The organism is Streptomyces sp. NPDC002867 (genome assembly GCF_053591895.1).
Map to the genome: position 1 here is coordinate 20,858 of NZ_JBSFUR010000033.1, position 20,262 is coordinate 41,119.

At 73.6% G+C, this 20,262-nt stretch carries 20 protein-coding genes; 10 read left to right on the forward strand and 10 right to left on the reverse strand.

Annotated elements, in window-relative coordinates; genetic code table 11:
* Positions 1-89: 89 nt before the first annotated feature.
* The 3 genes from ACWD0A_RS25595 to ACWD0A_RS25605 all read right to left on the reverse strand — a co-directional run bounded on the left by ACWD0A_RS25595 (position 90) and on the right by ACWD0A_RS25605 (position 3,903).
* Positions 90-1,499, reverse strand: a complete 1,410-nt coding sequence (locus ACWD0A_RS25595) for a deoxyguanosinetriphosphate triphosphohydrolase (protein ID WP_451301737.1) — start codon at positions 1,497-1,499, stop codon at positions 90-92.
* Positions 1,500-1,566: 67 nt separating this feature from the next.
* Complete coding sequence (locus ACWD0A_RS25600) at positions 1,567-2,358, reverse strand: sirohydrochlorin chelatase (protein ID WP_451301739.1); 792 nt, start codon at positions 2,356-2,358, stop codon at positions 1,567-1,569.
* 813 nt (positions 2,359-3,171) lie between these two features.
* Positions 3,172-3,903 (reverse strand): hypothetical protein, encoded by a 732-nt coding sequence (locus ACWD0A_RS25605; RefSeq protein WP_451301741.1) that lies wholly within the window; start codon positions 3,901-3,903, stop codon positions 3,172-3,174.
* 114 nt (positions 3,904-4,017) lie between these two features.
* Here ACWD0A_RS25605 and ACWD0A_RS25610 point away from each other — a divergent pair, with 114 nt between their 5' ends.
* Positions 4,018-4,656 carry a SanA/YdcF family protein gene (locus ACWD0A_RS25610; RefSeq protein WP_451301813.1) on the forward strand — a complete coding sequence of 213 codons (639 nt, stop codon included), beginning with the start codon at positions 4,018-4,020 and terminating at the stop codon, positions 4,654-4,656.
* Between the two features lie 60 nt (positions 4,657-4,716).
* Here ACWD0A_RS25610 and ACWD0A_RS25615 read toward each other — a convergent pair whose 3' ends face one another.
* On the reverse strand, positions 4,717-5,301 hold the full coding sequence (locus tag ACWD0A_RS25615; RefSeq protein WP_451301743.1) for a TIGR03086 family metal-binding protein: 585 nt from the start codon (positions 5,299-5,301) through the stop codon (positions 4,717-4,719).
* 187 nt (positions 5,302-5,488) lie between these two features.
* Here ACWD0A_RS25615 and ACWD0A_RS25620 point away from each other — a divergent pair, with 187 nt between their 5' ends.
* Positions 5,489-7,591 carry a molybdopterin oxidoreductase family protein gene (locus tag ACWD0A_RS25620; protein WP_451301745.1) on the forward strand — a complete coding sequence of 701 codons (2,103 nt, stop codon included), beginning with the start codon at positions 5,489-5,491 and terminating at the stop codon, positions 7,589-7,591.
* Positions 7,592-7,640: 49 nt separating this feature from the next.
* On the opposite strand, the gene ACWD0A_RS25625 is transcribed toward ACWD0A_RS25620, so the two are convergent.
* The 3 genes from ACWD0A_RS25625 to ACWD0A_RS25635 all read right to left on the reverse strand — a co-directional run bounded on the left by ACWD0A_RS25625 (position 7,641) and on the right by ACWD0A_RS25635 (position 9,160).
* A complete protein-coding gene (locus ACWD0A_RS25625; RefSeq protein WP_451301747.1) occupies positions 7,641-8,108 on the reverse strand; it encodes a gamma-glutamylcyclotransferase family protein in 468 nt (155 codons plus the stop codon).
* Positions 8,078-8,419 (reverse strand): divalent-cation tolerance protein CutA, encoded by a 342-nt coding sequence (gene cutA, locus ACWD0A_RS25630; RefSeq protein WP_451301749.1) that lies wholly within the window; start codon positions 8,417-8,419, stop codon positions 8,078-8,080. The genes ACWD0A_RS25625 and cutA overlap by 31 nt, the downstream gene beginning before the upstream one ends.
* Positions 8,420-8,536: 117 nt before the next feature.
* A complete protein-coding gene (locus ACWD0A_RS25635) occupies positions 8,537-9,160 on the reverse strand; it encodes an NADPH-dependent FMN reductase (protein ID WP_451301751.1) in 624 nt (207 codons plus the stop codon).
* Positions 9,161-9,410: 250 nt separating this feature from the next.
* On the opposite strand from ACWD0A_RS25635, the gene ACWD0A_RS25640 reads away from it, so the two are divergent.
* The 3 genes from ACWD0A_RS25640 to ACWD0A_RS25650 all read left to right on the forward strand — a co-directional run bounded on the left by ACWD0A_RS25640 (position 9,411) and on the right by ACWD0A_RS25650 (position 11,233).
* Complete coding sequence (locus tag ACWD0A_RS25640; RefSeq protein ID WP_451301753.1) at positions 9,411-9,914, forward strand: hypothetical protein; 504 nt, start codon at positions 9,411-9,413, stop codon at positions 9,912-9,914.
* Positions 9,915-10,028: 114 nt separating this feature from the next.
* Positions 10,029-10,676 carry a class F sortase gene (locus tag ACWD0A_RS25645; RefSeq protein ID WP_451301755.1) on the forward strand — a complete coding sequence of 216 codons (648 nt, stop codon included), beginning with the start codon at positions 10,029-10,031 and terminating at the stop codon, positions 10,674-10,676.
* Positions 10,677-10,777: 101 nt separating this feature from the next.
* Entirely contained in the window at positions 10,778-11,233 is a 456-nt protein-coding gene (locus ACWD0A_RS25650; protein ID WP_451301757.1) for a hypothetical protein, read from the forward strand.
* A gap of 12 nt (positions 11,234-11,245) precedes the next feature.
* Here ACWD0A_RS25650 and ACWD0A_RS25655 read toward each other — a convergent pair whose 3' ends face one another.
* A complete protein-coding gene (locus tag ACWD0A_RS25655) occupies positions 11,246-12,031 on the reverse strand; it encodes a sulfite exporter TauE/SafE family protein (protein WP_451301759.1) in 786 nt (261 codons plus the stop codon).
* 203 nt (positions 12,032-12,234) lie between these two features.
* Here ACWD0A_RS25655 and ACWD0A_RS25660 point away from each other — a divergent pair, with 203 nt between their 5' ends.
* Genes ACWD0A_RS25660 through nirD form a run of 3 tightly spaced genes read left to right on the forward strand, consistent with a single transcriptional unit; the run spans position 12,235 to position 16,399 of the window.
* Positions 12,235-13,434 (forward strand): NAD(P)/FAD-dependent oxidoreductase, encoded by a 1,200-nt coding sequence (locus ACWD0A_RS25660; RefSeq protein WP_451301761.1) that lies wholly within the window; start codon positions 12,235-12,237, stop codon positions 13,432-13,434.
* A gap of 2 nt (positions 13,435-13,436) precedes the next feature.
* Positions 13,437-16,040 carry a nitrite reductase large subunit NirB gene (gene nirB, locus ACWD0A_RS25665; RefSeq protein ID WP_451301763.1) on the forward strand — a complete coding sequence of 868 codons (2,604 nt, stop codon included), beginning with the start codon at positions 13,437-13,439 and terminating at the stop codon, positions 16,038-16,040.
* The gene (gene nirD, locus ACWD0A_RS25670; protein WP_307715600.1) at positions 16,037-16,399 is read left to right on the forward strand and encodes a nitrite reductase small subunit NirD; all 363 of its coding nucleotides are present in this window, start codon (positions 16,037-16,039) and stop codon (positions 16,397-16,399) included. Before nirB ends, nirD begins: the two co-directional genes overlap by 4 nt.
* A gap of 22 nt (positions 16,400-16,421) precedes the next feature.
* On the opposite strand, the gene ACWD0A_RS25675 is transcribed toward nirD, so the two are convergent.
* On the reverse strand, positions 16,422-17,417 hold the full coding sequence (locus ACWD0A_RS25675) for a DMT family transporter (protein WP_451301765.1): 996 nt from the start codon (positions 17,415-17,417) through the stop codon (positions 16,422-16,424).
* Positions 17,418-17,564: 147 nt separating this feature from the next.
* Between ACWD0A_RS25675 and ACWD0A_RS25680 the strand changes: the two genes are divergently transcribed.
* The gene (locus ACWD0A_RS25680) at positions 17,565-18,341 is read left to right on the forward strand and encodes an AraC family transcriptional regulator (RefSeq protein ID WP_451301815.1); all 777 of its coding nucleotides are present in this window, start codon (positions 17,565-17,567) and stop codon (positions 18,339-18,341) included.
* A 40-nt stretch (positions 18,342-18,381) separates the two neighbouring features.
* Here the strand turns inward: ACWD0A_RS25680 and ACWD0A_RS25685 are convergent, their stop codons facing one another.
* A complete protein-coding gene (locus ACWD0A_RS25685; RefSeq protein WP_451301767.1) occupies positions 18,382-18,804 on the reverse strand; it encodes a VOC family protein in 423 nt (140 codons plus the stop codon).
* Between the two features lie 291 nt (positions 18,805-19,095).
* On the opposite strand from ACWD0A_RS25685, the gene ACWD0A_RS25690 reads away from it, so the two are divergent.
* Complete coding sequence (locus tag ACWD0A_RS25690) at positions 19,096-20,256, forward strand: alkaline phosphatase PhoX (protein ID WP_451301769.1); 1,161 nt, start codon at positions 19,096-19,098, stop codon at positions 20,254-20,256.
* Positions 20,257-20,262 lie beyond the last annotated feature (6 nt).

Consider the following 20,262-nt stretch of genomic DNA (forward strand, 5'->3'; position numbering starts at 1 on the left):
TGGCGGCGGAAGAGGGAGTGCCCCTCGGGCGTGTCAAACCGGACGAATCGACAAACGATCACCGTACCCGGCGGACCGGGTGCGGGGAGTCAGCGGCGCAGGAGCAGCCGGGCGTGCAGGGTGCGCGCGGAAGCGTCGGTGAGCGAGGCGATCTGGTCGACGATCACACGCTTGCGGGCCCGGTCGTCGGGCGCGGCCTCGAACAGTGCCCGGAACTGCGGCTCCAGTCCTTCCGGTGCCCGCACGGTGAGCGCGTCGGCCAGCTCGGCCAGCACGATGCGCTGGTCGGCGCGGAGCGCCTCCTGCTCGGCACGCTGCATCACATAGCGGTCGGCGACGGCCTTGAGGACGGCGCACTCGTTGCGCGTGGCGCGCGGGACGACGAGCTCCGCCTCGTACCGGGTGAGCCCGCCGCCGCCGAACGCATGGCGGGTGGCGCCCTCGGCGGCCAGCGCGAACCGGCCGATGAGCTGGCTGGTCGCGTCCTTGAGCCGGGCCTGGGCGACGGCCGAGCCGTCGTAGTGGTGCGGCCACCACGGCGCGTCGATCAGCCGGTCGAGCGCCTCGGACAGCTCCTCGGGAGCGGTGTCCTTCGGCACGTAACGGCCCACGGCGACGGCCCAGATCCCCTCGCGCTCGGCCGGGGACAGCAGGCAGTTGGGGTCGATGTGCCCGGCGTGCAGCCCGTCCTCGAAGTCGTGCACCGAGTACGCCACGTCGTCGGACCAGTCCATGACCTGCGCCTCGAAGCACTTGCGGTGCGCGGGTGCGCCGCGGCGCACCCAGGCGAAGACCGGCAGGTCGTCCTCGTACACCCCGAACTTCCCCGAGGACGGGTCGGTGGGGTGCCCGCCGCGCGGCCAGGGGTACTTGGTGGCGGCGTCCAGCGCGGCCCGCGTGAGATTGAGCCCGACGCTGACGGGCTCGTCGTGGCCGGCCACGGGGACGAACCGCTTGGGCTCGATACGGGTGAGCAGCCGCAGCGACTGGGCGTTGCCCTCGAAGCCGCCGCAGTCCTCGGCGAATTCGTTGAGCGCCTGCTCGCCGTTGTGGCCGAACGGGGGGTGGCCCAGGTCGTGGGCGAGGCAGGCCGCCTCGACGAGGTCCGGGTCGCAGCCGAGGGCCGCGCCGAGCTCGCGCCCGATCTGGGCGCACTCCAGCGAGTGCGTCAGCCGGGTGCGGGGGCTGGCGTCCCAGGCGTGGCTGCGGGTGCCGGGGGTGACGACCTGCGTCTTGCCGGCGAGGCGGCGCAGCGCCGAGGAGTGCAGGACGCGGGCCCGGTCGCGCTGGAAGGCCGTACGGCCGGGCCGCTTGTCGGGCTCGGGCGCGAAGCGCTCGGCGTCCGCGGCGCCGTAGCCGTCGGGTGCGGAGGGGTCCGAGGCGTACGACTCCGGGTTCCTGGTCCCGGGAGCGGGCGTCTCACGGGCGTGCGGGGTGGGTGCCTCGGGGTCGGGCGGCCAGGTGATGCCGTCGGTGCCGGTGGTGCCAGTGCCATCCATGCACCGAAGGTAACCGGCGGGGCCGACAGTGGGGACCAGGAAGGCCGCAGGCAGCCCCGGTGGTTGCTCAGGCGGCCGACAGCTCCTGCTCGCGCAGGGCGTACGGGCGCGTCCGCGCCTCGTCGTAACGGTGGAGCAGAAGGCGGGCGAGCGCCGGGTGGGTGCCGAGCGGGTCGGCGGCGATCCACGGTGCGGCGGCGGCGCTGCGGGTCGCGAAGAGCCCCGGCGCGGCGAAGTAGGACGCGACGGCGATCCGGTGCCGGCCGCGGGCGGTGAGCGCGCGGACGGCGGCGGGGACGGTGGGCGCGAGCGCGGAGGCGTACGCGGCGACGACGGGTACGCCGCCGAGGCGTTCGCCGAGCATCTCCGCCATGCGGCGGGTGTCCTCGGCGGACTCGGGGTCACGCGACCCGGCGGATGCGAGGACGACGCCGGTGCTGCGGCTGCTGCCGTCCGCGTCGCGCCAGCCGGCCTCGGTGAGCCGCGAGCACAGGGCCTCGACCAGCAGGGGGTGCGGTCCGAGGGGGCGGGCGATGCGGATGTCCGCGCCGCCGCCGGGCGCGGCCGCGGCGGTCTGCGGCAGGTCGTGCTTCACGTGGTAGCCGCGGCTGAGGAGCAGCGGCACGAGCACGGCGGGCGCGCCCCGCAGCCCGGCGAGGGTGTCGGCGAGCAGCGGCTCGTTCAGCTCGATGTGCCCGAGCCGGACGTCGAGACCGGGCCGGAGCTCACGGACCCGCTCGAGGAGAGCGGAGACGGTACTCAGGGCGCGCGGGTCGCGACTGCCGTGGGCTACGGCGACGAGCGCCGGCCGGCGGTGGGTCGGGTGGGAGTGGGGCGGGCGGTGGTGGGCCTGGGGCATGCGCTGCGGGTTCCGTTCAGTCGGACGTGACTCAGCTGGGTGCCGAGCTGAGCGGTGATGCGCGTCAGCAGCTGAGCGGTGGTGTCGAACTGCGCGGCGCTGTCGTGGGGCATCGCGGGCTGGAGGGGCAGGGACTCACGAAGGTGTTCCGGCTCCGTCATGGACCGATGGTGGCGGGCGGAGGTTGCCGGTGTGTTGCGCGGGGGTGACGGGTGTTTTCGCCGGGCTCACGGTTGGGGGTACGGGCGGTGCGCGGGGGCGCCCGGGAGGTGGGGCGGGTGGCCGCTGCGCGGCGGCGCCCGGGAGGTGGGCGGGTGGCCGCTGCGCGGGGCCGTTCCCCCCACCCCGCCCCTTCCCGGAACTGGGGCTCCGCCCCAGACCCCGTGGCCCTGTGCCCGGCGGGCACGGGCACCCTGGCGCGCTTCGCGCGGTGCCCCTACGGCTTGGCGGCCGCGGCCCGCGTCGCGGGCGTCGGCCCGGCTGCCCCGCAGGCGCGTCAATGGGGCTGCTGTGCCCCGAGGTGGACGGACTCCGGACCCCTTTTGTCGCCCTTCGCGCAGTGTCCACAAGTTCCCTGCGGCCCGGCGGCCGCGCATGTGCCCCGGCCCGCGTCGCGGGCATCGGCGCACCGGCGGGTACGTCCAGCCGCGCCGGCGCTTGAGGCGCGGGGTTCGGGGCGGAGCCCCGACAGGGGCGCGGCGCGCGGCTTCCGGGCCGAGCGGCAGGGGCGCGGCGCGCACCGGGGGCCGGGCGAAGCCCGGAAGGCGGTGGGGCGCGCACCAAAGGGCCGGGCGAAGCCCGGCAGGGTGCGACTCAGGCGTTGGGCGTGGTGAGCAGCCAGACCCTCAGCGGGCCCGCCGGCTCGCAGCCCGACCGCACTGCCGCCTCCAGGTCGTCTCCGTGTTCGTAGCCGACCAGCGGGACGTCCGGGCAGCGCGAGGCCACCGCCGACAGGCAGCCCGCCCAGGCCGCGTCCAGGTCGTCGTCCCGGGTGAACAGGTTGGAGATCCCCGCCGCTCCCGGGCTCGTGCTCAGCACCGCCCCCGCGCTCACCCGGCCGTCCGCGTCGCGTGCCGCCAGGACGGTCGTCGCCGGGTCGGACAGCAGCTCCGTGCGGAACACGCCGTGGAGGCCCTGGCCGCCGTCCCACGCCGTGGCCCACTCGGCGAGTTCCGCGGCCGTCGCCACCGGGGACCACCGCGTGTCCTGCGGCGCCGCAGGCGGGGGCAGGTCCGCCGGGCGGTACAGCCACTGCGCCTCGAAGAGCACCTCGAACCCCGCCGCCGTCAGGTCCAGGCGCGCGAAGCTGTCCTTGACGGAGGCGCCCGCGGCCGAGGTGTCGATGCCGGCGAGGACGTCGGCGGCGGACGCGTCGGGCGCCAGCGTCACCGCGTCCGGATACAGCGGCGGCGTCCGGCGGGGGTTCGTCCAGGCGCGCGGAGCGAAGGCGCCCGGCCGGCCGTGTGCGCGGCACATGGCCTCGCACCACGCGGCGTTGTTGCGGGCCGCTCGCAGCGCCCAGTCGTTCGTCACGGCAGTGATCATGCCAACAGGAAGGTCACGGCAACGAACCGATTTCCCGGGCACCGCGTCTGAGGTCCCGTGAGGGGTTTCGGGAAGATCTCGCGCCGCGGACAGCGGCGAACCGTCCAGGCCGTCATGCTCGGCTGCGTGCTCGCGCTCGCGCCCGCGACGTGGATGCACGCCGTCGCCGACAGCCGCGTCCGCGCCGTCGCGGACGTGCCCGCGCAGGACGTCGCCGTCGTCTTCGGGGCCGGACTGTGGAACGGCCGGCCCACTCCGTACCTCGCGCATCGCCTCGACGCCGCCGCCGAGCTCTACCGGGCGGGCAAGGTCAAGGTCGTCCTGGTCACCGGCGACAACAGCCGTGTCGAGTACGACGAGCCCGACGCGATGCGCACGTATCTGACGGAGCGCGGCGTGCCGGACGGGCGGATCGTCAGCGACTACGCCGGTTTCGACACCTGGGACTCCTGCGTCCGGGCGAAGGAGATCTTCGGCGTGGAGCGCGCGGTGCTGGTGACGCAGGGCTTCCACATCCGCCGGGCCGTCGCCCTGTGCCGTTCCGCCGGGGTCGAGTCGTACGGGGTCGGCGTCGCCGAGCCGCACGACGCGACCTGGTACTACGGCGGGGTCCGGGAGGTGTTCGCGGCGGGCAAGGGGTCGCTCGACGCCCTGCTGCGGCCCGACCCGAGGTTCCTCGGCGCGAAGGAGCCGGGCGTACGGGACGCCCTCGAGTCGGCCCACCACGGTCAGGAGCGCCCTCGCGGGAACTAGCGCCCTCTCGGGAGAGGGCGTGATCTTGCGGCTCCGGCACCGCCCACTGAGCCGGAGCTCCTAGGCCCGGCGGCCCAGCATCGCCAGCAGCCGGGACTGGGCGCTGTCACCCGGCGGCGGCTCGATCGGCGGCGCGAACAGACCCGATTCGGCCAGCTGGTCCGCGTACGGAGTGACCTCCTCCAGCGCGAAGGCCACGAGCGCGTCGGGCAGCCGCTCGGGGGCGCCGATCGCCCGGGACAGGTCCCAGGCGTGCACCACCGCGTCCGCGGTCATCTGCGCGCAGTAGGCGACGGCCGGTGTCTCGCCGTACGAGAGCTGCACGGTCCGCTCCAGCGCGCCGTCCGCGGCGAACGCCTTGCGGGCCGCGCGCGCGGCCGCATCCCACGCGGCGCGCGGGCGCGCGCCGAGCACGTCGCCGTCGTGGGCGTCGCCCACGTCCGCGACGGCCGCCCCGCCCGTGACCAGGTCGGGAACCCACAGCTGCTCGGCCGTGAGGTGGTTGACCAGGTCGCGTACGGTCCACTCGGTGCACGGCGTCGGATCGTCCCACTGGTCCGTGCGCACCGCGTGCACCCGGTCGGTGAAGAGGGCGAGCGCCTCGGAGTGCCGGGCGAGGAGGTCTGCCGCGTCGTCGTTCGTCATGCGGCTCACTCTCGCGCGCCGGGCACGCGGATGCGAGCGTGCCACGACGCCGCGTGTCAGCGCCCCGCCCGTGGCGCGTCGGCGCCCCCGGCCTCACCGGTGACGGCGGCGCGCGCGGAGGGCGGCGTACCCCGCTTGTAATGCGCCGCGCCCGCCGACGTAACACGGATGTTCCACGCTGGGCGTCATGCGCGACGAGACCATCCCGACCCACTGTCCCTACTGCGCCCTGCAGTGCGGCATGAACCTGCGCGGCGGCAAGGCGGCCGATGCGGTCGTCGAGGTGGTGGAACGCCCCGATTTCCCCGTGAACCGGGGGGCGCTGTGCGGCAAGGGCCGCACCTCCCCCGCCCTGCTCTCCTCCCGGGTGCGCCTGACCGAGCCGCTCATCCGATCCCATGCCACAGGCCGGCTCGAGCCGGCGTCCTGGGAGGAGGCCCTGCGTACGATCGCCGACGGACTGCGCCGCACGAGGGACACGCACGGCGCGGACGCGGTGGGCGTCTTCGGCGGCGGTGGGCTCACCAATGAGAAGGCGTACACGCTGGGTAAGTTCGCCCGGGTCGTGCTCGGCACCTCGCAGATCGACTACAACGGCCGTTTCTGCATGTCGTCGGCCGCCGCCGCGCACAACAAGGCGTTCGGCCTGGACCGCGGCCTGCCGTTCCCGCTGGAGGACATCCCGCGGACCGGGTGCGTGATCCTCGTCGGCTCCAACCTCGCCGAGACCATGCCGCCCGCGCTGCGGTACCTGACGGAGCTGAAGGAGAACGGCGGCACGCTGATCGTCGTCGACCCGCGGCGCACCCGGACCGCCGAGCAGGCCGACCTCCATCTGGCGCCCCGCCCCGGCACCGACCTGGCGCTCGCCCTGGGGCTGCTGCACCTGGTCGTCGCCGAGGGGCGGACGGACGAGCAGTTCATCGAGGAGCGGACGAGCGGCTGGGCGGACGCCCGCGCCGCGGCGATGGCGCACTGGCCGGAGCTGGTCGAGCGGCTCACCGGCGTCGGCGTGCCCCAGCTGCGCGAGGCGGTACGGATGTTCTGCGACGCGCCCACGGGCATGGTGCTCACCGCGCGCGGACCCGAGCAGCAGTCCAAGGGCACGGACACGGTCAGCGCCTGGATCAACCTGTGCCTGGCCACCGGCCGGGCCGGCCGCCCGCTGTCCGGCTACGGCTGCCTGACGGGTCAGGGCAACGGGCAGGGCGGCCGCGAGCACGGCCAGAAGGCCGACCAGCTGCCGGGCTACCGCAAGCTGGACGACCCGGCCGCGCGGGCCCATGTCGCCGAGGTGTGGGGCGTGGCGCCCGAGACGCTGCCCGGCCCGGGGCGCAGCGCCTACGAGCTGCTGGACGCGCTCGGCACGGACGTGAAGTCGCTGCTGCTGATGGGCTCGAACCCGGTGGTGTCGGCGCCGCGCGCCGCGCACATCGAGGAACGGCTGAAGTCGCTGGACTTCCTGGCCGTGGCGGACGTGGTGCTGTCGGAGACCGCCGCGCTCGCGGACGTGGTGCTGCCGGTGACGCAGTGGGCGGAGGAGACCGGCACGATGACGAACCTGGAGGGCAGGGTGCTGCTGCGGCGCCGCGCGGTCGACGCGCCGCCCGGCGTGCGCAGCGATCTTCAGGTGCTCGGCGCCCTCGCGGGGCTGCTGGGTCACGAGAAGGGCTTCTCGTCCGACCCGGAGGATGTCTTCGACGAGCTGCGCCGGGCGTCGGCGGGCGGGCCCGCGGACTACTCGGGGATCAGCTACCGCCGGATCGCCGAGGAGGACGGGGTGTTCTGGCCATGCCCCGCACCCGCGTCGCAGGAAGGGACTGAGGTCCATCCGGGGACGCCGCGGCTGTTCCTCGACCGGTTCGCCACGGACGACGGGCGGGCGCGGTTCGTGCCCGTGGCGCACCGGCCCGCCGCCGAGGAGCCGGACGCCGAGTACCCGGTGCTGCTGACCACCGGTCGGGTCGTCGCCCAGTACCAGTCGGGAGCGCAGACGCGCCGCGTCGACGAGCTGAACACGGCGGCACCGGGCCCGTTCGTGGAACTGCATCCGCAGCTGGCCGAGCGCATCGGCGCCGCGGACGGCGACCCGGTGGCGGTGGTCTCGCGGCGCGGGCGTGCGGTGGGGCCGGCCCGGATCACCAACGGGATCAGGCCGGACACGGTGTTCATGCCGTTCCACTGGCCCGGCGAGGGCCGGGTGAACACCGTGACCAACCCGGCGCTCGACCCGACCTCGCGGATGCCGGAGTTCAAGGTGTGCGCGGTCCGCGTGGAACCGGCCGCCTGACCCGCCACCGGGCGCGCGGTCCGCGGACAACCGGCCGACCGGCTCCCGTTCACACCCCCGCCGCTCCCGCACGGCCGCACCAGTCGCCGCCCGCGATGCGCCGCCCGCGTGCCGCGAGGTCGCGGGCCAGGCCGTCGGCGGCGACGTAGACCCAGGCGCACATCGCGGTGCCGTCCGCGAGGATCACCTCGCGGGCCACCCGCTCGTACATGTTGCGCGGGTGGCCGGGGGCGACGAAGTCCTCCAGCTGGTCGAGCGTCCTCAGCAGGCGGGCGTACTCCCCGGGCACGGCGGTCACGCACGCGCCCGCGACGGCGCCGCCCGCCCGCACGTCCTCGACCAGGTACGGGTAGCCCGGCCCGTCGTACAGCAGCGCGCCCGGCAGTGTCGCGGGCTCCTCGGCGGACGTGCGCCCGGCGAGGAACAGGTCGTGGTTGTGCTCGCCGGGCCGCAGGGTGCCGTAGACGAAGAAGGGCAGCTGCTCGGTCACGGCGTCTTCGTCTCCGCCCGTACCCATGCCGTGTACGCGGCGCCCGCGCGCACCACCGGGACGGCGATGATCTCCGGGGTGTCGTAGTCGTGCGCGGCGGTCAGGTGTGCTTCCAGGGCGTCGTAGCAGGCCGGCGTGGTCTTGAAGAGGATCTGCCACTCCTCGGCGCGCTCGATGGCGTTCTGCCAGCGGTACACGGAGGTCACCGGCGCGGAGACCTGCGCGCAGGCGGCGAGTCTTGCCTCCACCGCGCCCTGCGCGAGTTCGTGCGCCTTGTCGGCGCTGTCGGTGGTGGTCAGCACGGCGAGCAGCGGAGGCGCGGCGGGCTGTTGCTCCACGGCGGGGCTCCTTCGGTAGGCGACTGGGGCACGGGGGACGGGGGCGGGGCCCCGTGCCCGCCACGGTACGCACCTCCCGGCCCCTCGCGCCGCCCGCCCGCGCTGCCGGGCCGGTCCTCAGGCCGCGTAGGGGTGCGCGGCCTTGGCGGACCGGAGTGCGGCGCCCCACCAGGCGAGCTGGTCGAGCATCGTCTTGGCGGCGGCGTCGGGGCCGGCGGGGTCGCGGTGGTTGCCCTCGTCGTCGAAGTGGGCGCCGGCGTTGTGGAAGGAGACCGTGTCGCGGACGGTGACGGCGTGGAGCTCGGCGAAGACCTGCCGCAGCTGTTCGACGGCGCGCAGCCCGCCGGACATGCCGCCGTAGGAGACGAAGCCGACCGGCTTGGCCTGCCATTCGCCGAAGTGCCAGTCGATGAGGGACTTGAGGGAGGCGGGGAAGGAGTGGTTGTACTCGGGGGTGAGGACGACGAAGGCGTCGGCGGCGGCCAGCCGGGGCGTGACCTTGGCGAGTTCGGCGGTGACGGCGGGCGACGGCTTGTAGGACAGGGACGTGGGCAGGTCCGTCTCGGCGAGGTCGACGAGGTCGACGGTGAAGTCCTCGCGACGGGCGGCGCGGGAGAGGAACCAGTCGGCGACGACGGGCCCGAAGCGTCCCTCGCGGTTGCTCCCGACGATGACGGCGAGCTTCAGCGGGGCCCGGTCGGCAGGGGTGACGGTCGTGTTCTCATGCGTGGTGAGGTCCATGGGGAAGAGCGTGGTACCTCAAGCTTGGTTGAGGTCAAGCGCCCCTGCGCGTCACCCGTTCGGCACCGTCCGGAGCGCACGGCATCCGAATGCGCCATCACCCGCGATGACCTGCCGCAACGCCTCGCGTCCAGCACGACACGCCGCTCCGGGCCGGTGAATCTGATGTGTCATCAGCAGGCATGCGGCGCGGCCCGGCCCTTTCCTCGAAACAGAGGACCCACGCATTACGCGCTCCCGGAGGACCCCCATGCGCAGGATCGCCCGCCTGATGACCGGCTCCGCGCTGGTCATCGCCTCGACAGGTCTCGGCTCCCCGGCGTCCTTCGCCGGGGACTCCGGCTCCCTGGAGGTCCACCCGTCGGCGGCCGAACCGGGCGGCACGGTCACCGTCAGCACCGAGGCCTGCGGCAAGAACGGGCGCGGCACCGGCGACGCGCGGGATCTGGGAGCGGGCGAGTTCAAGCTGTCGCCGGGCACGCACAAGGAACTGGCGGTGGGCCAGTTCACGGTGCCCGACGACACCCGGCCCGGGACGTACGAGATCGGCGTCCTGTGCAAGGACGGCAAGGAGGCCCACGGCGACGTGACCATCCGTCATGGCGGCCCGAGCGGCCATGTGAGGACCGGTGTCGGCGGCAGCGTCGGACCGGACACCACCCAGATCGCGGCGGGCACGGCGGTCATCGCCGCGGCCGCCGTCGGCGGGACCCTGCTCCTGCGCCGCCGGGCGAGCGGCGCGCAGGACAGCTGACGGGCCGGTTCCACCGGATCCCGCACCGCCCGAGCCCCCGCTCCCGTCCGGCCCCGAGCCGACGGGGGCGGGGTGCGAGCCGTATCCGGCTGCCCACCACCTTCCGGAGGAGAGATGAGCACCAGGGCCAAGGGCCTCGGTGTCGTCCTGGCCGTGTGCGGGGGCCTGTGGCTGGTCCAGAACGGCGCGCGGGACGTGACCCCGCCGATGCCGTCGGCCGCCGAGGCGTTCGCCGCCGGTCCCGACCAGCACACCGACGCGGCCGCCGATCCCCTGCCCGCGTCCACTCCGCTGCGGCTGCGCATCCCCGAGATCGACGTGGACGCCCCGGTGAGGGGTCTCGGTCTGGCGCGGGACGGCAGCCTCCAGCCGCCGCCGGCCGCCGACCGCAATCTCGCCGGCTGGTACGAGGACGGCACCGCGCCGGGCGCGAAGGGCACGGCGATCGTCGCGGGCCATGTGGACAACGCCGAGGGCCCGTCCGTCTTCTACGAACTCGGCGCGCTCAAGAAGGGCAACCGGATCGAGATCACGCGCAAGGACGGCCGGACCGCGGTGTTCACCCTCGACGCGATCGAGGTCTACGAGGCGCACGCGTTCCCCGACGAGAAGGTCTACGGCCCCAGCGACCGCGCCGAACTGCGGGTGATCACCTGTGGCGGCGGCTTCTCGGAGAAGACGGGCTACCAGGGCAACGTGGTGGCGTACGGGCACCTGATCGGGGTGCGACAGGGCGAGGCGGGGCGCGGCAGAAAAAGCTAGCCGTGGACATAGTAGCCATGTACGGTATTGCTCCCGGACGCACCCGGTGCGCCCGCCGTCGAACCTTCGTCAACCCTTCGTCGAGCCCTCCAGGAGCAGCCATGTCCACCGCGCCCCTGCTGAACAGCCAGATACTCGGCCAGGCCCACTACGCCGCCCGCGCCCTACTGGAGCGCGAGCTGGCCCGCACCGGCAACACCTTCTTCCACTCCATCGCGCTGAACGCCCTGGCCGCACAGGGCGGCACGGCCGCGCGCCAGGCGATCGTGGAGCGGATGGCCTTCACCGCGAAGATCGGCGAGAGCGAGGCGCTGAAGGCCCTGGCGGAGCTGGCCGGATCCGGCCTGGTCGAGACGTCCGCCTCGGCGGAGGACCGCATACAGCTCACCGAGGACGGCCGGGCCCTGCAGTCCCGGCTCGCCGCGTTCGCGGCCGAGGTCGCGCCCCGCGTCTACGGCACCGTCCCCGAGGAGGACCTGGCCGTCGCCGCCCGCGTCCTGCTGCAGATCACCGAGCGTGCGAACGCCGTCTTCGCGGAGACCGCCGACCGCTCCTGAGGAGGGCCCGTCCTACGCGCTCCACTGGTCGAAGCCGAGCTTGGCGACCAGGGAGAAGACGACGACGAGCAGGACACCACGCACGAACTCGCTGCCCCTCCTCAGGGCCATGCGGGCGCCGATCATGCCGCCGGCCAGGTTGAAGACGGCCATCACCGCGGCCAGCTGCCACAGCACGGTGCCCTGGTACGCGAACATCGCCAGCGCGCCCGCGTTGGTGCAGACGTTGACGATCTTGGCGGTCGCGGAGGCGGTCACCAGGTCCAGGTGGAGCACGGCGGTCAGCGCCAGGACCAGGAAGGTGCCGGTGCCCGGCCCGAACAGGCCGTCGTAGAAGCCGATGCCGCCGCCGACGAGGACGATCGCCGCGACGGTGCGGGCCCGGCTCACGCGACGCCGCGCCTCGTCGGTCACCGTCCCGAACGTGGGCCGCAGCATCACGAAGGCCGCCACCCCGAGCAGCACGACCATGATCACGGGGCGCAGGACGTCGCTGCTGATCCCGGCCGCGAAGAAGGCGCCGCCCATGGAGCCCGCGACGGCCGCGAGCCCGATCCGCACGGCGGTTCTCACCTGGACGGGCGCCTTGCGTACATAGGTGACGGCCGCACCCGTGGTGCCGACGATGGCGACGGCCTTGTTGGTGCCGAGGACGTTGGCGGCCGAGACGTTCGGCAGTCCGAGCAGCAGGGCGGGCAGGAGGAGCAGTCCCCCGCCGCCCACCACCGCGTCGATCCAGCCGGCCGCGGCGGCGGCGAGACACAGGACGACCAGCGTGGTCAGTGATATGTCGGGCACGGTGGCGACCCTACGGACGGGGTGCGTGCAGCGTCCAACGAACTTCTGTTTCTTGAGCGTCCCCTGAGCTTTCCGTGACCAGTGCGCAGCCACCTGTGAGCGGCGGCCCCTCACACCCGCCCGGCGCCCCCGCTGAGGGCAGCGTTCCTCACGGGAAACAGAAGGGAACCTGCCGGGTAACACCGACGACGCACGCTGCTTGCATGACTTCGGACATCGTGGTGATCGGCGGCGGGACGGCAGGCGCGCGGCTCGCGCGGCAGCTGGGCGCGGGCGCCCGCGTCACCGTCATCGGCGAGGAGCAGCACGCCCCGTACAACAGGGTGCTGCTCGCCGAGGTGCTCGCCGGGCGGTACGGGCCCGAGGTGATCGCCCTGCCCGAGGTGCCTGTGCGGCGCGGCGTGCGGGCGACGTCCATCGACCGCGAACGCCGGCTCGTGCACTGCGCGGACGGCACGGAGGTCGGCTACGACCGGCTGGTCCTCGCGACCGGTTCCAACCCGGTGCTGCCGCCGCTGCGCGGCATCGGCCCCGGCCTCCCCGAGGGCGTGCACCCCTTCCGGACCATGGACGACTGCGAGGCCCTGTCCCGGGCCGTCCGTCCCGGCACCCGGGCGGTCGTCGTCGGCGGCGGGCTGCTCGGCGTCTCCGCGGCCCGGGCGCTCGCCGAGCGCGGCGCCAAGGTGGTGCTGGCCCAGCAGGGCGAGCACCTCATGGAACGCCAGCTCGACGTCTCCGCGTCGACGCTGCTGCGCAGCCACCTGGAGGCCATGGGCGTCGAGGTGCACACGGAGTGCCGGGTGCGCGGACTGCGCACCGACTCCGACGAGGCGGTCAGCGCCGTGGTGCTCGCCGACGGCTTCGCGCTCGACGCCGAGCTCGTGGTGCTGGCCTGCGGGGTACGCCCCCGGGTCGGGCTCGCGGCGGACGCGGGGCTCACGGTGCGCCGCGGCATCGTCGTCGACGACGAGCTGCGCACCTCCGACCCGTACATCCACGCCATCGGCGACTGCGCCGAGCACAACGGCGTGGTCCACGGACTCGCGGGCCCGGCCCTCGAACAGGCCGACGTCCTCGCGTCCGTGCTCAGGTCCGGCGCCACCGCCCGCTACACCGGCACCCGTGCCCTGACCCGGCTCACGCTCGCCTCGGCGACGAGCCCGCTCGACCTCGCCGCCTTCGGCGACCCGACCCCCCGTCCCGGCGACGACGTCGTCCAGCTCGCCGACGCCACCCGCGGCGCGTACCGCAAGGTCGTCGTCCGCGGGGACCGACTCGTCGGCGGAGTGCTGCTCGGGGATCTCGCCTCGGTCGGCGCACTCGCCCGGGCCTGGGAGGGCGACGAGGCCCTTCCCGACTCCGTGCCCCTGCTCCACCTGCTCACCAATGATGGAGGCCTCTGAACATGGCTGCGATGTCCACCCCCGCGATCACCCCCACCATCGTGGTCGTCGGCCACGGCATGGTCGGCCAGCGATTCCTGGAGGCCCTCGCCGACCGTGGCGTCACCGACCGGGCGCGGGTCGTCGTGCTGTGCGAGGAACCCCGCCCCGCCTACGACCGGGTCCGCCTCACCTCGTACTTCTCCGGGAACACGCCCGAGGACCTGTCCATGGTCGAGGACGGCTTCATGGAGAAGCACGGCATCGAACTGCACCTGGGCGACCCGGCCGAGTCGGTCGACACCGCCGCCCGCACGGTCACCGCGCGCTCCGGCCTGACCCTCTCGTACGACACGCTCGTGCTGGCGACCGGCTCGTACCCGTTCGTCCCGCCGGTGCCCGGCAAGGACACCGAGGGCTGTTTCGTCTACCGCACCATCGAGGACCTGCTCGCGATCGAGGAGTACGCGAAGACGGCCCGCGTCGGAGCGGTCGTCGGCGGCGGTCTGCTCGGTCTGGAGGCCGCGGGCGCGCTCAAGGGGCTGGGCCTGGAGACCCACATCGTGGAGTTCGCGCCGCGCCTGATGCCGGTGCAGGTCGACGAGGGCGGCGGCGCCGCGCTGCTGCGCACCATCGAGAACATGGGCCTCACCGTCCACACCGGCGTCGGCACCCAGGAGGTCACCGCCGGCGAGAACGGCGCCGTGAACGGCATGGCCCTGTCGGACGGTTCGGTCCTCCCCACCGACCTCGTGGTCTTCTCCGCGGGCGTACGGCCCCGGGACCAGCTCGCCCGCGACGCGGGTCTCGCCGTCGGCGAGCGCGGCGGCATCGTCGTCGACGAGCAGTGCCGCACCTCCGACCCGGCCGTGTTCGCCATCGGCGAGTGCGCGCTCGCCTCGGACGGGCGGGTCTACGGCCTGGTCGCGCCCGGCTACGAGATGGCCGAGACCGCGGCGGCCGCGCTGGAGGGCGAGGTGTCCTCGTTCACCGGCGCCGACACCTCCACCAAGCTGAAGCTGCTCGGCGTCGACGTCGCCTCCTTCGGCGACGCGCACGGCGCGGCCGACGGCTGCCTCGACGTCGTCTACTCGGACTCCCGCGCCGGTGTCTACAAGAAGCTCGTCATCGACCCCGAGGGCACGCTGCTCGGCGGCATCCTCGTGGGCGACGCGGAGGCGTACGGCACGCTGCGCGCGTTCACCGGCTCCGTGCCGCCCGTCTCCCCCGAGCAGCTGGTGCTGCCCGCGGGTTCCGGTGCGCCGGTCGCACTCGGCCCGGCCGCCCTGCCCGACGACGCGGTCGTCTGCTCCTGCCACAACGTCACCAAGGGCACGATCCGCGGCGCCGTCACCGAGCACTCCTGCACCACCGTCCCCGAGGTCAAGAAGTGCACCAAGGCGGGCACCGGCTGCGGCAGTTGCGTCAAGGTGCTGGGCCAGCTGGTCAACGCCGAGCTGGAGGCCGCGGGCGTCGAGGTCGACAAGGGCCTGTGCGGCTGCTTCGCCCAGACCCGCCAGGAGCTGTACGAGATCGTGCGCGTCCTGCGCATCACCTCGTACCAGGAGCTGCTGGACGGGCACGGCCGGGAGGCGGCGCGCGGCACCAACGGCTGCGAGGTCTGCAAGCCGGCCGTCGGCTCCATCATCGCCTCGCTGGCGCCCACGATCGGCGCCTCCGGATACGTGCTGGAGGGCGAGCAGGCGGCGCTCCAGGACACCAACGACCACTTCCTCGCCAACCTGCAGAAGAACGGCTCGTACTCGATCGTGCCGCGCATCCCGGGCGGTGAGATCACCCCCGAGAAGCTGATCGTCATCGGCGAGGTGGCCCGCGACTTCGGCCTCTACACGAAGATCACCGGCGGCCAGCGCATCGACCTGTTCGGCGCGCGGGTCGACCAGCTGCCGCAGATCTGGGGGCGGCTGGTGGACGCGGGCTTCGAGTCCGGGCACGCGTACGGCAAGGCGCTGCGGACCGTGAAGTCCTGTGTGGGACAGACGTGGTGCCGCTACGGCGTGCAGGACTCGGTCCGCATGGCGATCGACCTCGAGCTGCGCTACCGCGGCCTGCGCTCCCCGCACAAGCTGAAGTCGGCGGTCTCCGGCTGCCAGCGCGAGTGCGCGGAGGCCCAGTCGAAGGACTTCGGCGTGATCGCCACGGCCAACGGCTGGAACCTGTACGTCGGCGGCAACGGCGGCGCGACCCCGCGCCACGCCGACCTGCTGGCGCAGGACCTGTCCGACGCCGAACTGGTCCGGCTCATCGACCGGTTCCTGATGTTCTACATCCGCACCGCCGACCGGCTGGAGCGCACCTCGACCTGGCTGGAGCGGATCGAGGGCGGCCTCGACCATGTGCGCGACGTCGTCGTGCACGACTCGCTGGGCATCTGCGCCGAGCTGGAGTCCCTGATGGCCGACCACGTCGCCGGCTACCGCGACGAGTGGGCCGAGACGCTGAACGACCCGGAGCGGCTGCTGCGGTTCGTGTCGTTCGTCAACGCGCCCGACGTGCCGGACCCGACGGTGAAGTTCGTGCCCGAGCGCGATCAGGTCAAGCCCGACCTGCCGCTGCTGTCCATCCGTCCCCTGGACGAAGCCCTGGAAGGTACTGCCGCCCGATGACCATCGCCCCTGAGAAGACGCAGCTGTCGACGGACACGCAGATCCAGCTCCGGATCGGCGACGAGTGGCTGGCCGTGTGCCCGCTGTCCCGGCTCACGCCGGGCCGCGGGGTCGCCGCCCTGCTGCCGGACGGCCGCCAGGCCGGGCTGTTCCTGGACCGTGACGGCGTGCCGTACGCGATCGACAACCGCGACCCGTTCACCGGCGCGCAGGTGCTGGCGCGCGGCCTGATCGGCACGGCGGCGGGCCGGCCGTTCGTCGCCTCCCCGCTGCTCAAGCAGCGGTTCGACCTGGAGTCCGGGCGCTGCCTGGACGACGAGACGGTCTCGGTGACCGCCTACGAGGTCCGCCTCCACTGACGGCGGGCACACCCGGCTCCGCTCACGCGTCGTCTGTCACTGCCCTGACTCTTCGCGACGCGTGAGCGGCACCATCCCCTCCTGCCGGGCCCCGGCGGCCCGGCAGGCGCCCCTGGGTGACGGCGAGCACCGCGCCGGCGAGCAGCACCACGGCGCCGGCCGCCTGGACGGCGCCGAAGGACTCGCCCAGGAAGACCACGGCCGCCGAGCTGCCGAGGACGGGCACGAGGAACATCATCACGGAGGCCGAGGCGGGGCCGACCGCGCCGACTCCGCGGTAGTAGAGGAGATTGGCGAGGGCCGTCGGCCCGACGGCGAGGAACACCACGTTCAGCCATATCCCGGCGGGCACTTCGCCCCAGCTCACGTCGCCCAGCTCGGGAGCCGAGAACAGGCCGAGGGCCACGGCTCCGGTGCAGGTCGCGTACGTCGTGGCCCGCAGCGGTTCGATGCCGGCCAGCACGCGCGGTCCCGCGAGCGTGAACGAGGTCCAGCAGACGGCGCTGAGCAGGAACAGCAGATCCCCGGTCAGCCGCGTCGCGCCCCCGCCGCCGGTGCCCGCCCCGACGAAGAAGACCACCGCGCCCACCACGCCCAGGCCGAGCCCCGCGATACGCGCGGGCGACGCCGACTCCCTGCGGGTGAGCAGGAGGAACGCGGTCGTCAGGACCGGGCTCATGACCGGGACGATCACGCCGGCGTCCATCGAGGGCGCCAGCGAGAGCCCCCAGAAGAAGCTCAGGTTGTACGCGAAGACGCCGAGCAGCCCGGCGAGCGCCGCCCTCCCCCGGTCCCGCGGGGCGACCCGTGCGCCGCGCCGGCCGAAGAGGCGCACGGCGACCAGCAGGGCGAGCGCGCCGCCGCCGAAGCGGAGGAACGCCGCGACACCGTGGGGCAGTTGCTCCACGACCACCTTGGAACTGCTGAAGGCGCTCCCCCACAGCACCATCGTCACCGTCAGCAGCAGATACGGGTTGTCCTTGCCCTTGACCGGGTGCGCCGTCTTCGCCGAGTTCATGGGCCCAGCGTCGCCCGTCCCGCCCTCCCCTGTCTTGTACATTCGTGCGGGCACAATGAGGCGGTGGACACAGCTCACGGCTCACCGGGCGCGCACGGCGACGGATGGGCACGCTACTGGCGCGACGCGCACCGTCCGCTGGAGGCCATGCACGCCCACTTCTTCGACCACGTCTACCACCCGCACAGCCATGACGCGTACTCGTTCGGGATAACCGAGGCGGGCGCCCAGCGCTTCCGCTGCCGGGGCGGCGCGCACACCAGCGGCGCGGGCATGGTGATGGCGTTCAACCCGGACGATCCGCACGACGGGCGGGCGGCGGCCGACCTCGGGTACCAGTACCGGATCGTGCACATCGGCCCCGATGTCGTGCGCGAGGTGCTGGCGGACATGGCCGGCGGGCGGGCGGTCATGCCGCTGTTCCCGGAGCCGGCGCTGAGCGACCCGGTGCTGCGCGAGGCCCTGCTGCGGCTGCACACCGCGCTCGTCGGCGACGCGGAGCCCCTGGTGCGCGACGAGCGGCTGACGGCGGCGGTCACCGCCATGGTCGCCCGTGGCACGGCACGCCCGCCGCGGGCACGCGTCCCGGTGCGCGACGGCCCGGCCCGGTTCGCGGCGCGCCGGGTACGGGCGCTGCTGGAGGAGGCGTACGGGGAGAGGGTGACGGCCGAGGCGCTCGCCGAGGCGGCGGGCTGCAGCCGGTTCGCCCTGTACCGGGCCTTCCGGGCCGAGTACGGGATGTCACCGGCGGACTGGCAGCGGCTGGTGCGCCTGCGCCGGGCGCGCGGGCTGCTCGCGGCCGGTACGCCGGCGGCGGACGCGGCCGTCGCGGTGGGTTTCACCGACCAGAGCCACTTCCACCGGTGGTTCGTGCGCTGTTTCGGCGTGACACCGGGGCTGTACCAGCGGGCGGGCCGGTCGTGACGCGTCCGTCACGACCGGCCCGCCGCCTCCCCCGCCGGAGTCACTCGCCCTGTGCCATGGCCTTCTTGGCGGCCTCCTCGTCCATCCAGATGACCTCCCACTGGTGGTGGTCGGGGTCCTGGAAGGAACGGCCGTACATGAAGCCGTAGTCCTGCGGGTCGTTGGCCGGCGAGCCGCCGGCGGCGAGGGCCGCGTCCACGAACTCGTCGACCTTCTCCCGGCTCTCGGCGCTCAGCGCGAGGATCACCTCGGTGGAGCCGGCGGCGTCCGCGATCTCCTTCTTGGTGAAGTCCTTGAACCGGGGCCTGGTCAGCAGCATCGCGTAGATGGTGTCGCTGATGACCATGCACGCGGCGTTCTCGTCGGTGAACTGCGGGTTGAAGGAGTAGCCGAGCTTGCTCCAGAAGGCCTTGCTGGTCTCCAGGTCGTTCACGGGCAGGTTCACGAAGATCATCTGAGGCATGGCCGTCTCTCTCTCGTGCGCTCTCGTCGGGTGCTCCGCCGTGCGGTGTGTTCGAAGAGGTAGACGGAGACGGTGGTCCGGACTCATCGCTCGGGCGCGGAAAAGTTTCGGCCATCTCCTGGGGCTCCTGGGACGGCCGGGAACGAACGCGCCGGTACTCCCTGGAGTCGACGCCTCCGAGTCACTGTCCGTTGCCGTGGCGTCAATTCACCCCTCCTAGGTTCTCCGACTGCGCGACCCCGTGGCGCCGGCCGGCGCCGCGGGGCGGTCATCCCACCCTTGGAGTGACAAGTGGAACGTCGTAGTTTCCTGCGTGGCGCGGTCGTCGGCACATCCGCCGCCGCATTCGGCTTCACCCTGTGGCAGGGCGCCGCGTCCGCGGCTCCGGCGCAGCCCGGCGCCGGCCCGTACGGGGCGCTCGGTGCGGCCGACGCGAACGGCATCCAGCTCCCGGCAGGGTTCACCAGCCGGGTGATCGCCCGGTCCGGCCAGAGGGTCGGTTCCACGTCGTACGTCTGGCACAACGCCCCGGACGGCGGCGCCTGTTTCGCGGACGGCAGCGGCTGGATCTACGTCTCCAACTCGGAGATCTCCTCCACCGGCGGTGCGAGCGCCGTGAAGTTCTCCTCGACCGGCGCGATCACCGGCGCGTACCGCATCCTGTCCAACACCAACCGCAACTGCGCGGGCGGCGCGACCCCGTGGAACACCTGGCTCTCCTGCGAGGAGGTCAGCACCGGCTACGTCTACGAGACGGACCCGTGGGGCGTGAACGCCGCCGTACGCCGCTCCGCGATGGGCCGCTTCAACCACGAGGCCGCCGCGGCCGACCCCGTGCGCAGAGTGATCTACCTCACCGAGGACGCGTCCGACGGCTGCCTCTACCGGTTCGTCCCCACCACCTGGGGCAATCTGTCCTCCGGCACCCTGCAGGTGCTGAAGGCCGGAACGGGCACCTCCGGCTCCTTCACCTGGGCGACCGTGCCGGACCCCGACGGCTCCCCGACCCCCACCCGCGACCAGGTGTCCGGCGCCAAGCTGTTCAACGGCGGCGAGGGCTGCCACTACGCCAACGACACCGTGTGGTTCACCACCAAGGGCGACAACCGCCTGTGGCAGCTGAACCTGCTCAACAGCACCTACGAGCTGGCCTACGACGACTCCCTCGTCGTCGGCGGCGGCGCCCCGCTGACCGGTGTCGACAACGTGACGGGGGCCACCTCCGGCGACCTCTTCGTCGCCGAGGACGGCGGCAACATGGAGATCTGCGTGATCACGCCGGACGACATCGTCGCGCCGTTCCTGCGGATCACCGGGCAGTCCGGGTCGGAGATCTGCGGCCCGGCCTTCTCGCCCGACGGGCGCCGGCTGTACTTCTCCAGCCAGCGCGGCACCACGGGCAGCTCCTCGGGCGGCATCACCTACGAGGTGACCGGACCGTTCCGCGCGTAGGGCGCG